Origin of the sequence: Streptomyces sp. NBC_00236, from assembly GCF_036195045.1 — a bacterium.
GTDB lineage: Bacteria > Actinomycetota > Actinomycetes > Streptomycetales > Streptomycetaceae > Streptomyces.
The window spans coordinates 4,558,622-4,570,811 of sequence record NZ_CP108100.1 but is presented as its reverse complement, the minus strand read 5'-3'; the positions used below and the strand labels follow the sequence as shown (position 1 = coordinate 4,570,811).

At 71.4% G+C, this 12,190-nt stretch carries 10 protein-coding genes; 4 read left to right on the top strand and 6 right to left on the bottom strand.

Annotated features, from left to right (window positions below):
- Positions 1–23: 23 nt before the first annotated feature.
- The 4 genes from OG446_RS20710 (at position 24) to OG446_RS20695 (ending at position 4,309) form a co-directional block, all read left to right on the top strand.
- Complete coding sequence (locus OG446_RS20710; RefSeq protein WP_328895443.1) at positions 24–1,424, top strand: RNA-guided endonuclease InsQ/TnpB family protein; 1,401 nt, start codon at positions 24–26, stop codon at positions 1,422–1,424.
- 382 nt (positions 1,425–1,806) lie between these two features.
- The gene (locus OG446_RS20705) at positions 1,807–2,943 is read left to right on the top strand and encodes an ABC transporter ATP-binding protein (RefSeq protein WP_328895442.1); all 1,137 of its coding nucleotides are present in this window, start codon (positions 1,807–1,809) and stop codon (positions 2,941–2,943) included.
- Between the two features lie 207 nt (positions 2,944–3,150).
- Positions 3,151–3,564: a hypothetical protein gene (locus OG446_RS20700; protein WP_328895441.1), complete on the top strand. Its 414-nt coding sequence runs from the start codon at positions 3,151–3,153 to the stop codon at positions 3,562–3,564.
- Between the two features lie 34 nt (positions 3,565–3,598).
- Entirely contained in the window at positions 3,599–4,309 is a 711-nt protein-coding gene (locus OG446_RS20695; protein ID WP_328895440.1) for a nucleotidyltransferase family protein, read from the top strand.
- A gap of 109 nt (positions 4,310–4,418) precedes the next feature.
- Here OG446_RS20695 and OG446_RS20690 read toward each other — a convergent pair whose 3' ends face one another.
- The 6 genes from OG446_RS20690 to OG446_RS20665 all read right to left on the bottom strand — a co-directional run bounded on the left by OG446_RS20690 (position 4,419) and on the right by OG446_RS20665 (position 12,189).
- The gene (locus tag OG446_RS20690) at positions 4,419–6,053 is read right to left on the bottom strand and encodes a DoxX family membrane protein (RefSeq protein ID WP_328895439.1); all 1,635 of its coding nucleotides are present in this window, start codon (positions 6,051–6,053) and stop codon (positions 4,419–4,421) included.
- A 191-nt stretch (positions 6,054–6,244) separates the two neighbouring features.
- On the bottom strand, positions 6,245–7,201 hold the full coding sequence (rlmB, locus tag OG446_RS20685) for a 23S rRNA (guanosine(2251)-2'-O)-methyltransferase RlmB (protein ID WP_328895438.1): 957 nt from the start codon (positions 7,199–7,201) through the stop codon (positions 6,245–6,247).
- Positions 7,202–7,283: 82 nt separating this feature from the next.
- Entirely contained in the window at positions 7,284–8,687 is a 1,404-nt protein-coding gene (gene cysS, locus OG446_RS20680; protein WP_328895437.1) for a cysteine--tRNA ligase, read from the bottom strand.
- A 114-nt stretch (positions 8,688–8,801) separates the two neighbouring features.
- On the bottom strand, positions 8,802–9,206 hold the full coding sequence (locus OG446_RS20675) for a PPOX class F420-dependent oxidoreductase (protein WP_328895436.1): 405 nt from the start codon (positions 9,204–9,206) through the stop codon (positions 8,802–8,804).
- Complete coding sequence (locus OG446_RS20670; RefSeq protein WP_328895435.1) at positions 9,203–10,468, bottom strand: MFS transporter; 1,266 nt, start codon at positions 10,466–10,468, stop codon at positions 9,203–9,205. The genes OG446_RS20675 and OG446_RS20670 overlap by 4 nt, the downstream gene beginning before the upstream one ends.
- On the bottom strand, positions 10,465–12,189 hold the full coding sequence (locus tag OG446_RS20665; RefSeq protein WP_328895434.1) for an ABC transporter permease subunit: 1,725 nt from the start codon (positions 12,187–12,189) through the stop codon (positions 10,465–10,467). The genes OG446_RS20670 and OG446_RS20665 overlap by 4 nt, the downstream gene beginning before the upstream one ends.
- Between the last annotated feature and the right edge of the window lies 1 nt (position 12,190).

Genomic DNA, 12,190 nt, shown 5'->3' with positions numbered 1-12,190 from the left:
TCGGACAGTCGGGGGAGGGAAGCATGACGGACACCACAGACCAGCCGACAAGGGTGGCGGGCGACGAGGCCAAGCGCATCAAACGTGAGGCTCTGGGCATCGCCGACCGCAAGAAGCACCAGGGTCGGGCGGCGGCCGCCATGAAGAGCCGGGCCAAGGAGCCCGGCACACAGCAGCGCGTGTACCGGTACCGCTTCTATCCGACCCCGTCGCAGGCCGAGCAGTTGGAGAAGACCTTCGGAGCCTGCCGCTGGGTCTACAACGAGGGGCTGGCGCTCCGGGTGGGCGCCTGGGAGCGGCATCGCGTTTCGGTGGGGTTCGCCGAGACCTGCCGGGCGTTGACGGGGTGGCGGCAGGCTTCGGAGACGTCGTGGCTGCGCGAGGTGTCCTCGACGGTGTTGCAGCAGTCGTTGCGCCATCTGGACGGTGCGTTCACGCGGTTCTTCAAACAGTTGGCGAAGTACCCGCAGCGAAAGGCGAAACGCCGGTCGCGGGATTCGGCGACGTACGTACGGACCGGTTTCCGCTGGGCGGAGGATCCCGAGCGGCCCGGAACGGGGCTGGTGACGCTGGCGAAGCAGACGGTGCCGCTGGATGTGCGGTGGTCGCGGCCGTTGCCGGCCGGGGTGACACCCGTGAAGTTGTCGGTGACGCGGGACCGGGCCGGCCGGTACTTCGTAGCCATGCTGGTCGAGGAGCGGATCGATCCCCTGCCCACCGCCTTCGTACGGGGCGGACGCGCACCGAAAGCCGTGGGGATCGATCTGGGGCTGGCTGCGCTGGTGACGCTGGACGACGGAACGAAGGTGGATCACCCGCGCCTGCTGAAGAAGTACGAAAGGGAGCTGGCGCGGCTGCAGCGGGGGCTGCATCGCAAGACGAAGGGGTCCAAGAACCGAGGGAAGGCCCGAGAGCGCGTCGCCCGTCTGTACGCCCTGATCAGCGACGTACGCAGAGACATGCTGGACCAGCTGACCACCCGCCTCGTGCGCGAGAACCAAGTGCTCGTGGTGGAAGATCTGGCCATCATGAATCTGCTGCGTCCGGCGGTCGGAAAGGGGCGTCGGCGCAAGGCCCGGCTGAGCCGTTCGATCATTGATGCGGCCTGGGGCGAACTGCTCCGGCAGCTGCGCTACAAGTGCGCCTGGTACGGGCGAACGCTGGTGATCGTGGACCGCTTCTTCCCGTCGACGCGTCGGTGTTCCGGCTGCCACGCGAAGGGGCCGTCGCTCGATGTGTCCGTACGCGAGTGGACGTGCGCGGAGTGCGGTGCGGTGCACGACCGCGACGTGAATGCGGCGCGGAATCTCCGGGAGGAAGGCATGCGGCTGTACTGGCTCGTGGCCTCCGCACTCCCGCCGGGGCGGATGCCTCCGTCTGTGATCAAGGCATCGGAGCTGGCAGACGTACTGCTGGCCGCATGAAGAAGTGAAGGACTGCGGTACGGACCGACGGGCCGTCGGCCGTAATGCCTGTGGAGCCCATGTAAGACCGGCCCGGTCCACCTCTCAGGGGTGTGCTGAGACGGCAGGGGTGATGAAGCAGGAAGTGTTGAAGCTGGCACAGAGCCAAAAATCCGGCGCTCTGCCACCACATACACAGGGTCAAAAGTATGCTGCTCTCCCCAGCATGCGGCCAGTGGCAGATTGTTCCCCGCGGCGACCAGGAGATATTCCTCCCCAGAGAACTACTGACAGATCCGAAATCGCCAGGTAGCGTCGCTGAAGGTTCACTCAGTTGGACCAGACCACTCCCTTTACAACGGATCGTCCGGCACGTTCCTGCCGGTTGAGGAGAAGATTCAGCATGGCCAGTGTCACGTTCGACAAGGCGTCCCGCGTCTACCCCGGCTCCACGAAGCCGGCCGTCGACCAGCTCGAGATCGACATCGCGGACGGTGAGTTCCTCGTCCTCGTCGGTCCCTCCGGTTGTGGCAAGTCGACCTCCCTGCGCATGCTCGCGGGTCTCGAGGACGTCAACGGCGGTGCCATCCGCATCGGTGACCGCGACGTCACGCACCTGCCGCCGAAGGACCGGGACATCGCCATGGTGTTCCAGAACTACGCGCTCTACCCGCACATGTCCGTCGCGGACAACATGGGCTTCGCGCTGAAGATCGCCGGTATCAACAAGACCGAGATCCGCGCGAAGGTCGAAGAGGCCGCCAAGATGCTGGACCTCACCGACTACCTGGACCGCAAGCCGAAGGCGCTCTCCGGTGGTCAGCGTCAGCGTGTGGCGATGGGCCGCGCGATCGTGCGTGAGCCCCAGGTCTTCCTCATGGACGAGCCGCTGTCGAACCTCGACGCCAAGCTCCGTGTCTCCACCCGTACGCAGATCGCCTCGCTCCAGCGCCGTCTGGGCATCACGACCGTGTACGTCACGCACGACCAGGTCGAGGCCCTCACCATGGGTGACCGTGTCGCGGTCCTCAAGGACGGTCTGCTGCAGCAGGTCGACTCGCCGCGCAACATGTACGACAAGCCGGCGAACCTCTTCGTGGCCGGCTTCATCGGCTCCCCGGCCATGAACCTGGTCGAGGTCCCGATCACCGACGGTGGCGTGAAGTTCGGCAACAGCGTCGTCCCCGTCTCCCGCGAGGCGCTCACCGCCGCCGCGGACCGCGGTGACCGCACCGTCACGGTCGGCATCCGTCCCGAGCACTTCGACATCGTCGAGCACGGCGGCGCCGCCGCGACCGGCCTCACCAAGGCCTCCTCGGACGCCCCGGCCGGCCTGGCCGTCTCGGTCAACGTCGTCGAGGAGCTCGGCGCCGACGGCTTCGTCTACGGCGCCGCCGAGGTCGGTGGCGAGCACAAGGACCTGGTCGTCCGTGTCGGCGGCCGTGCCGTCCCGGAGAAGGGCACCAAGCTCCACGTCGTGCCCCGCCCGGACGAGCTGCACGTCTTCGCGACGTCGACGGGTGAGCGTCTCACCGCCTGATCCCGCACACGCACCGCGACGGCCCCGCACGTTCTCCGTGCGGGGCCGTCGCGCGTTCGGGGGTTTGGGGCGACGGGGGCAAATTCCCCGGCACAACGGTCATTTCACTCCGGGACGTCAACACGGGATTCGAAAAGCAGACTCGAACCGTCCCTCGCGCGAGTGACGTAATGTCGTCAATTCATCACTGCCCGCTACGCTCGCTCCGTGACCCACACCGCGCGCCGTATCGGCCGAACTCTCGCTTTCGTCCTGCCTGTCGTCATGGTCCTGTCCGGGACCCTCGCGGTCACCGCCGTGCCGTGGGCAAATCACAACTCCGAGTCGACGTTGCTCACCGCGTCGGCCCAGACCGTCTCCAAGCGCGCCAAGGCGCGCACCCCGCAGGACATCCTGCGCGACAAGCTCCTCCTGGAGCTCCAGGAGAAGGACCCGGGTGTCGCACTGACGGATCTCCAGCGGGCCGTGGAGGGGCGTCCGTCGCTCGCGCGGCACTGCATGTCGATCGCGAAGGCGCTGGGCAAGGCCGCGGTCGAGCAGTACGGTCCGACGCGCGCGCACCGCTTCTCCCGTCCGGTCTGTGACACGTCGTTCGCCTCGGGTGTCGCGCAGTTCAGCTGACCGTCCCGGCCGGGCACGGCATATCGTGCCTGGCATGCATACGTTTCCGACGCAGGCCGTGATCCTGGCGGGTGGCCAGGGGTCACGGCTGCGCCCGTACACCGATGACCGCCCCAAGCCGATGGTCGAGATCCCGGGTACCGGGACGCCGATCATCGGCCATCAGCTTGCCTGGCTGGCCGCCGAGGGCGTGACCGACGCCGTGGTGTCGTGCGGGCATCTCGCCGAGGTGCTGCAGGAGTGGCTGGACGCGGCGGTGCTGCCGTTGCGGGTGACGACGGTGGTGGAGTCCGAGCCGCTGGGCCGCGGTGGCGGGCTGAAGTACGCGGCGGCCCGGCTGCCCGATCCGGAGCAGCCCTGGTACGCGACCAACGGTGATATCTGGACCCGTTTCTCGTTGCGTGAGATGGCCGCGTTCCATGCGGAGCGTGATGCGACCGCGACGCTGGCGCTGGCTCGTCCGCGCATTCCGTGGGGTGCGGTGGAGACGGATGCGTTCGGGCACATCACGGACTTCATCGAGTCTCCCCCGTCGCCGTATCTGATCAACGCGGGTGTGTACGTGTTCTCTCCCGCGTTCACGGGGATGCTGCCGGACCGGGGTGACCATGAGCGGACGACGTTCCCGAGGCTGGCGCGGGAGCGCAGGCTGGCCGGGTATCCGTTGCCGCACGGGGCGTACTGGCGGGCCATCGACACGGCGAAGGACCTGACGGAGGCGGCGAAGGAGCTGGACGGGCGGTAGGTCTCCTCCCTCCCTGGTCGCATCGCACGTCCTGGTCACATCGCACGCCGAAGGGGCGGGCACCGGATTCACTTCCGGTGCCCGCCCCTCCTGCGTGGCGTGGTGGGTGTCAGCCGAGGAGGCCGCCGATGGGGTTGCGGCCGCCGCCACCGCCACCGTCGCCGCTGGTGCCGCCCGTGGAGCCGGTGCCGGGGTCCGTGCCGCCGGTGGTGGAGCCGCCGGTGGGGCCGGAGGAGCTGGGGCCGGAGCTGCTGGAGGGGGGCTGCTGGGGGGTGGTCTGCTGCGGGGTGGTCTGTCCGGTGCCCTGGGTCTGGCTGGGCTGGCCGGCTCCGGCGGCCTGGCCGGACTCGCGGACGCTGTCCGTGGCGGGTGTGGAGGCCTTGGCGGACGGGGTGCGGGGTGCGGTGGTGCGGGAGGGGGTGGGGTGCTGTCCGGTCGGGGTGTGGGAGGCCTTGCCGCTGCGGGACTTGTCGGGGAGCGGGGTGCCGGGGAGCTGGTTGGTGGGGACGCCGTTCGGGCCGGGGACGGTGACGACTTCGGTGGAGCGGACGGCGCCGCCGAGCATGGAGCCGATGAGGAGGGTGAGGCCGACGACGACGGTGGCGACGACGGCGCCGCGGCGCAGGACGCGGCGGCGGAGGTCCCAGATCTCGGAGCGGGGGCCGAGCTTGCGCCAGGCTTCTCCGGCGAGTCGTCCGTCGACGGAGTAGACGGGGGCGCCCGCGATGACCAGGGGGCTCCAGGCGGCGAGGTAGATGATGTCGGGTGCGTCGTAGACGGCGACGGTGCGCCAGCTGACGGTGACCAGGAGGGCGGCGGACAGGAGGGCGCCGATGGAGGCGGCGACGCGCTGCCAGAGGCCGAGGACGGTGAGGACGCCGACGACGACCTGGAGGAAGGCGATGGTGAGGCCGGCGCCGACGGGGTGGGAGAGGGCGAAGTCGCGCAGGGGTTCGGCGAGGGCCCAGGGGTGGAGCGAGGTCAGCCACTTGACCATGGAGCCGCGGTCGCCGCCGTCGAAGTAGACGGGGTCGCAGAGCTTGCCCATGCCGGCGTAGATGGAGATGAAGCCGAGGAAGACGCGCATCGGCAGGAGGACGACGCCGAGGTTCATGCGGCGGCCGGGGTAGTACGCGTGCCGGACGGTGTCGTTTCCGGTGCGGCGGTCGCGGGTGTCGGTGATGTCGTCGCCGTCGTAGGCGTCGCGGTCGTGTCCGTCGGTGTCGTACGGGCCGGGCTCGACGGGGTCGTAGGCGCCGACGGCCTGGCGCATGGGGGGCAGCAGCGGGCCGCCGGGGCGGCGTGGCTGGTGCGGTGCGGTGATGACGGGGTTGGGCTGGGTCTCTTCGAGGCGCGGGATGACCTGGGTGCCGGGGCTGCCGGGTCCGCTGTCGAACTCGTAGGAGGCGTAGGGCTCGTACGGGTCGTAGGCGGTGTCGGGCCGGCCCGCGGTGGAGTTCCGTACGGCCTGGAGGAGTCCGCTGGCGCCGGGGTCGCCGGGGGCGGACCTGCCGCTCCACACGACGGGGGCGCGTCGGCCGCGTCCGGCCCCGGTGCCGCTCATGGCGGGGATCCTGGGTGCTCCGGCGGGTGCCACACCGCGCAGCCGTGCGCGCTGGCCGGGGGCGAGCTGCACCCGGAAGCTGGCGTGGTTGACGATGACCTGCGCGGGGTCGCAGTCCACCTTGGCCATGCTCAGGGCGGGTTGTTCGTCGAACCGAGGCGTTCTGGTGTCCACACTCATCTAACCGAGTGATGTGTGTTTAGGACACTGCCTTGACGGTGTCGAAGTGTCCGAGGCCCGTCAACAGGGGGTGGTGGGGTGCGCCGGGGCGTGCGGATGCCCGGATGCGCCCCCCCGGTGCGGGCCCGGTCGGCCGCCGCCTGTGCGGGTGGTCCTGCGGGACGGGCCGTGCGGCCCGTCCCGGCGGTGGATCAGGCGCGGCGGCGTGCGACCTCGTACATCACGATGCCGGCGGCGACGCCGGCGTTGAGGGATTCGGCGCCGCCCGGCATGGAGATGCGGACCCGGTAGTCGCAGGTCTCGCCGACGAGGCGGCCGAGGCCCTTGCCCTCGCTGCCGATGACGATGACGACGGGGCCGCCGAGGGCTTCGAGGTCCTCGACGGTGTGCTCGCCGTCGGCGGCGAGGCCGACGATCGCGATGCCTTCCTTCTTGTACGCCTCCAGTGCCCGGGTCAGGTTGGTGACGCGGGAGACGGGCGTACGGGCGGCGGTGCCGGCGGAGGACTTCCAGGCTCCGGCGGTCATGCCGGCGGCGCGGCGCTCGGGCACGACGACGCCGTGGCCGCCGAAGGCGGAGACGGAGCGGACGATGGCGCCGAGGTTGCGCGGGTCGGTGACGCCGTCGAGGGCGACGATCAGCGGGTCCTCGCCGTTGTCGTAGGCGGCGGCGGTGAGGTCCTGCGGCTCCGCGTACTGGTACGGCGGGACCTGGAGGACGAGGCCCTGGTGGTTGAGGCCGTTCGTCATGCGGTCGAGCTCGGGGCGCGGGGCTTCCATCAGGTTGATGTTGCCGCGTGCGCCGGCGAGCTGGAGGGCCTCGCGGACGCGCTCGTCGTTGTCGATGTACTGCTGGACGTAGAGCGTGGTGGCGGGCACGCCGTCGCGCAGGGCCTCGAAGACGGGGTTGCGGCCGACGACCATTTCGGAGGTGCCCTTGACGCCGCCGCGCCGGGGGGCGGGGCGGCGGTTGGCGGCCTGCTTGGCCTTGGCGGTGGCGATGCGGTTCTTCTTGTGCTTCTTGCGCTCCTCGGCGGGCGGCGTCGGCCCCCGGCCTTCGAGGCCACGGCGCCGCTGGCCACCGCTGCCGACCTGCATGCCCTTCTTGTTGGACGTGCGGCGGTTCCTGCGCTGGCTGTTCCCGGCCATGACCTACCTGTTTCGTTGCTTCAGACGTGCGTACGTATAAGTGAAAGTGTGCCGCCCGGCGGGCCGGGCGGCACATGGAGGACTACTGGCGCGGGCCGAGTGTCCACCGTGGTCCGGTGGGGCTGTCCTCGATGACGAGCCCGGACTGGTTGAGCTGGTCGCGGATGGCGTCGGCCGAGGCCCAGTCCTTGCGGGCCCGTGCGGACTGGCGCTGGTCGAGGACGAGGCGTACGAGGGTGTCGACGACGCCGTGGAGGTCGTCTCCGCGGTCGCTCTCGCCGGCCCAGTGCTCGTCGAGCGGGTCGAGGCCGAGGACACCGAGCATGGCACGGACCTCGGCGAGGCGTGCGACGGCGGCTTCCTTGTCGTCGGCGGCGAGGGCGGAGTTTCCCTGGCGGACGGTGGTGTGGATGATCGCGAGGGCCTGCGGGACGCCCATGTCGTCGTCCATCGCCTCGGCGAAGGCGGGCGGCACCTCGGAGGCGGGGGCGACGGTCTCGCCGGCCTTCTCGGTGACGCGCTGGACGAAGCCCTCGATGCGCGCGAACGCGGATTCGGCCTCGCGCAGGGCTTCCTCGCTGTACTCGATCATCGACCGGTAGTGCGGGGTGCCCAGGTAGTAGCGGAGCACGATGGGGCGCCAGGCCTTGACCATCTCGCTGACGAGGACGGAGTTGCCGAGCGACTTGGACATCTTCTCGCCGGCCATGGTGACCCAGGCGTTGTGCACCCAGTACTTCGCGAAGTCGTCGCCGTAGGCCTTGGCCTGGGCGATCTCGTTCTCGTGGTGCGGGAAGATCAGGTCGATGCCGCCGCCGTGGATGTCGAAGGCGGTGCCGAGGTACTTGTGCGCCATGGCGGAGCATTCGAGGTGCCAGCCGGGGCGGCCGCGGCCCCAGGGGGTCTCCCAGCTGGGCTCGCCGGGCCTGGACGCCTTCCACATGGCGAAGTCGCGCTTGTCGCGCTTGCCGGTCTCGTTGTCGCCGGAGGGCTGGCGCAGGTCGTCGAGGTCCTGGTTGGAGAGTTCCAGGTAGCCGGGGAACGAGCGGACGTCGAAGTAGACGTTGCCGTCGGCCGCGTAGGCGTGGCCGCGCTCGATGAGGCCGCGCATCATCTCGATCATCTCGGTGATGTGGCCGGTGGCGCGGGGTTCGTAGGTGGGCGGCAGGCAGCCCAGCGCGTCGTAGCCGTCGTTGAAGGCGCGCTCGTTCTCGTAGCCGATGGCCCACCAGGGGCGGCCCTGTTCGGCCGACTTCTTGATGATCTTGTCGTCGATGTCGGTGACGTTCCGGACGAACGTCACGTCGTAGCCGCGGTAGGCGAACCAGCGGCGCATGATGTCGAAGTTCAGTCCGGACCTGATGTGCCCGATGTGCGGGGCGGCCTGGACAGTCGCGCCACAGAGGTAGATCGAGACACAGCCCGCTGTGAGCGGGACGAAGTCACGGATCTGCCGGGCGCTGGTGTCGTACAGGCGAATAGTCACGCCTCAAGGGTAGTGGGCGCGCACCAGTGCCCCGCGACCCCTTGGAGGATTGCGTGGACAGTTGTTACGGCTCCGGGCGGGCCGGAGCCGTGAGGGGTGATCGTCGGGGACGGCTCAGATGCGTCCGACGACCTTGCGGGGCGTGATCCGGACGACGACGCGGGGGTCGTCGTCGCCGGAGGCGGGGTTGAAGTCGGCGTACTTCTTGCCGGTGTACTTCTGTGACAGCTCGTCGATGAGTTCCTGGCCGCCTTCGGTGGTGAGGGTGGCGGTGCCGCGGATCTCGGCGTAGGTGTACGGGGCGTCGAAGGGCTGGACGACGACGGAGACGCGGGGGTCGCGGGCGAGGTTCTGTTCCTTGCGGCGGCCGGTGGTGGTGGAGATGAGGACGTCGTCGCCGTCCCGCTTCACCCAGACCGGGGACACCTGGGGGCTTCCGTCGGGCTGGATGGTGGCGACGGTGACGAAGACCGGGGTGTCGAGCAGCGCCTTGAGGTCTTCGGAGAGTGCGGCGGTCATGGCGTACGTCCTCCTGAGCGGGTCGGTGATGTCTCTACGCCTACCCTGCCCGCGCTTCCTCGTCCCTGTTTCGGGTCCGCGCCCACCGGAAGGGTCAGTGCGAGGGCGGCGCCGGCCAGCGGGACGGCGGCGAGGGCGGCCCAGCGGACGGGTGCGGGGGCGTCGAGGAGGGCGCCGGTGGCGGCGCTGCCGCCGAGCACGGCGAGCCCGGAGACGGAGGAGAGCGCTCCGGTGGCGAGGCCCAGGTGCCGGTCGTCGACGAGATCGGGTACGAGGCCGCGGGCGGCGGGCACGAGGAGCATCTGGCCGAGGGTGAGGAGGACGACGAGGGCGGCCGGGGGCAGCAGTCCGGCGGGGCCGGCCGGGGTCAGGGGTACGGCGGCGAATCCGGCGGCGACGGTGACGAGCCCGGTGACGAGGGCGGTGCGCGGGGCGAGCCGGTGGGCGGACCAGCGGGTCAGGGGCAGCTGGGCGAGGACGACGAGGAGGGAGGAGAGGGCGAAGAACCAGCCGAGGGCGGCCTGGGATCCGGTGGTGCGCTGCACCTCGGCGGGCAGCGAGAGGTAGAGCTGGTTGTACGCGACGAGGTAGCTGCTGTACGCGAGGCAGAGCAGCAGGAACGGGCGCTGGGTGAGGACGTGTCGTACGGCAGCCGTGGTGCGTACGGCCGTACGGGTGACGGGGTCGCGGTGCGGCATGAGCCGGGCGTGCCCGGCGAGGACGGCGACGAAGACGAGGACGCCGGCGAGGCAGGAGGCGCGGAAGCCCCCGTCGAGGAGGAGCAGCAGCGAGCCGAGGAGCGGGCCGAGGAAGGCGCCGGCCTGTCCGGCGGCGGAGAACCGGGCGAGTACGTGGGCGCGGGGGGTGCCGGTGCGCTGTTCGTGCCGGACGGCTTCGCGGGCGGTCTCGGACTCGACGGCGGGTGAGAAGAGGGCGGCGGCGAATCCGGTGAGCAGGACGGCGCCGATGACGGTGGCGGTGGATCCGGCGAAGGCGAGCCAGCCGAATCCGGCGATGCGCAGGGCGCAGCCGGTGAGGACGACGGGGCGGGGGCCGTAGCGGTCGGTGAGGGCGCCGCCGATGACGAAGAGGCCTTGCTGGCTGAAGGTGCGCAGGCCGAGGACGAGGCCGATGAGCCAGCCGGTCATGCCGAGGCCGGTGCCGAGATGGGTGGCGAGGTAGGGCAGGACTGCGTAGAAGCCGGTGTTGAAGGCGAACTGGGTGGTGGTGAGGAGGCGGAGGTAGGGGGTGGTGGTGCTCATCCGGTGCGCTTCCTGGCTCCGGCGCCTCGTACGGCCGCTGCCGTGAGGGCGGCGAGGGCGCCGAGGACGGCGAGGGCGGCGGCGGGGGCGAGAACGGACCAGGGGGCGCGTTCTGCGTAGGGGAGGTTTTCGGAGAGCATGCGCCCCCATTCGGGTGAGGGCGGCTCGGTGCCGAGGCCGAGGAAGCCGAGGGAGGCGAGGGCCAGGGCGATGGCGGGGATGCGCAGGGCGGCGTGGCGGGCGACGGGGGGCAGGACGCCGGGCAGGAGGTGGCGGCGCAGCAGGTGGAGTCGTCCGGCGCCGAGTACCCGGGCGGCGGCGAGGTGCGGGGCGGCGCGTTCCTGGGTGTACAGGGCGGCGGTGTGGGCGGCGAGGGGCGCCCAGGCGACGGCGGTGACGGCGGCTGCGGCGCTCCAGGGGCCGGGGCCTGCGATGCCGGCGACGACGAGGCCGGTGAGGATCGCGGGCAGGGCGTTGGCGGTCTCGGTGAGCGCTCCGGCGCCCGCGGCTCCGAGGGCGAGGCCGAGGAGGAGGGTGGCGGCGGAGACGGCGAGGGCGGTCAGGGCGGTGCGGGCGGCTCCGTGGCCGAGGCGGGCGAGGATGTCGCGGCCGAGGGAGTCCGTGCCGAAGGGGTGGGCGGTGGAGGGTCCGGCGAGGCGGGCGGCGGCGTCGATGTGGAGCGGGTCGCGCAGGAGTCCGGCGAGGGTGACGGCGGCGAAGAGTGCGGCGAGGAGGAGTGCGCCGGTGATCAGGGACCGGCGTGCGCGGGCGGCCGGCGGGACGAGGGCGGGCAGGGCGCCGTCGTCGAGGGCGGGGCCGAGGAGGGCGCGTGCGGTGAGGCGGGTGGTGAGTCCGGCGGCGGTGCCGAGGAGCAGCAGGAGCAGGACGCAGGCCTGGAGGACGGGCAGGTCCTGGGCGAGGGCGGCGGCCAGGGCGGTGCCCCCGAGGCCGGGGATGGCGTAGAGGGTTTCGACGGCGACGGCTCCCCCGGTGAGTCCCACGACGACCATGCCGAGCTGGGGCAGCAGGCCGGGCAGAGTGCGGCGCAGGGCGTGGCGGGCGGTGCGGTGTCCGGGCATACCGGCCGCGACGGCGGCGCGGGCCCAGGGTTCGGCGAAGGCGGCGGGCAGTGCGTCGTCCAGGAGCCGGCCGAGGAGGGCGCCTGCGGGGATGCCCATGGCGAGGGCGGGCAGCACGGTCTGTGCGGGGGTGCCCCAGCCGAGTGCGGGGAGCCAGTCGAGCCGTACGGCGACGGCGGCGGCGAGTACGGCGGCGATGAGGAATTCGGGGAGGGCGGCGAGGACGGCGGCGCCGGTGCCGGCTCCTGCGGTGACGTTCCGGTGGTGTGCCCCGCGGCGCAGGGTGCGGGCGGCGAGGGCCGCGGCGGTCAGGACGGCGACCAGGAGCGAGGCGCCCATGAGGGTGAGGGAGACCCCGAGGGCGGGTATCGCGTCCGGCGCGACGGGCTGTCCGGAGACCCAGGAGGTGCCGAGGTCGCCGCGCAGGAGTCCGGCCGACCAGTCGCCGAGGAGGTGGAGGGGGCTGCCGTCCAGGCCGGTCTCGGCGCGGATGGCGTCGAGGGTCTCAGGGGTGGGCGGCCGGTCGGCGTAGCGGGCGTGCAGGATCGTGAGGGCGGGATCGGTGCGGGTCAGGCGGGGCAGCAGTCCGATGACGGCGAGGACCGCGAGGAGTGCGGTGAGCCGGCCGGCCAGGTGCTTCACC

Bases quoted from the DNA above. Each gene is read 5' to 3' on its own strand.
- OG446_RS20710 (WP_328895443.1), top strand. From the start codon at position 24: ATGACGGACACCACAGACCAGCCGACAAGGGTGGCGGGCGACGAGGCC.
- OG446_RS20705 (WP_328895442.1), top strand. From the start codon at position 1,807: ATGGCCAGTGTCACGTTCGACAAGGCGTCCCGCGTCTACCCCGGCTCC.
- OG446_RS20695 (WP_328895440.1), top strand. From the start codon at position 3,599: ATGCATACGTTTCCGACGCAGGCCGTGATCCTGGCGGGTGGCCAGGGG.
- OG446_RS20690 (WP_328895439.1), bottom strand. From the start codon at position 6,053: ATGAGTGTGGACACCAGAACGCCTCGGTTCGACGAACAACCCGCCCTG.
- rlmB (WP_328895438.1), bottom strand. From the start codon at position 7,201: ATGGCCGGGAACAGCCAGCGCAGGAACCGCCGCACGTCCAACAAGAAG.
- OG446_RS20675 (WP_328895436.1), bottom strand. From the start codon at position 9,206: ATGACCGCCGCACTCTCCGAAGACCTCAAGGCGCTGCTCGACACCCCG.
- OG446_RS20670 (WP_328895435.1), bottom strand. From the start codon at position 10,468: ATGAGCACCACCACCCCCTACCTCCGCCTCCTCACCACCACCCAGTTC.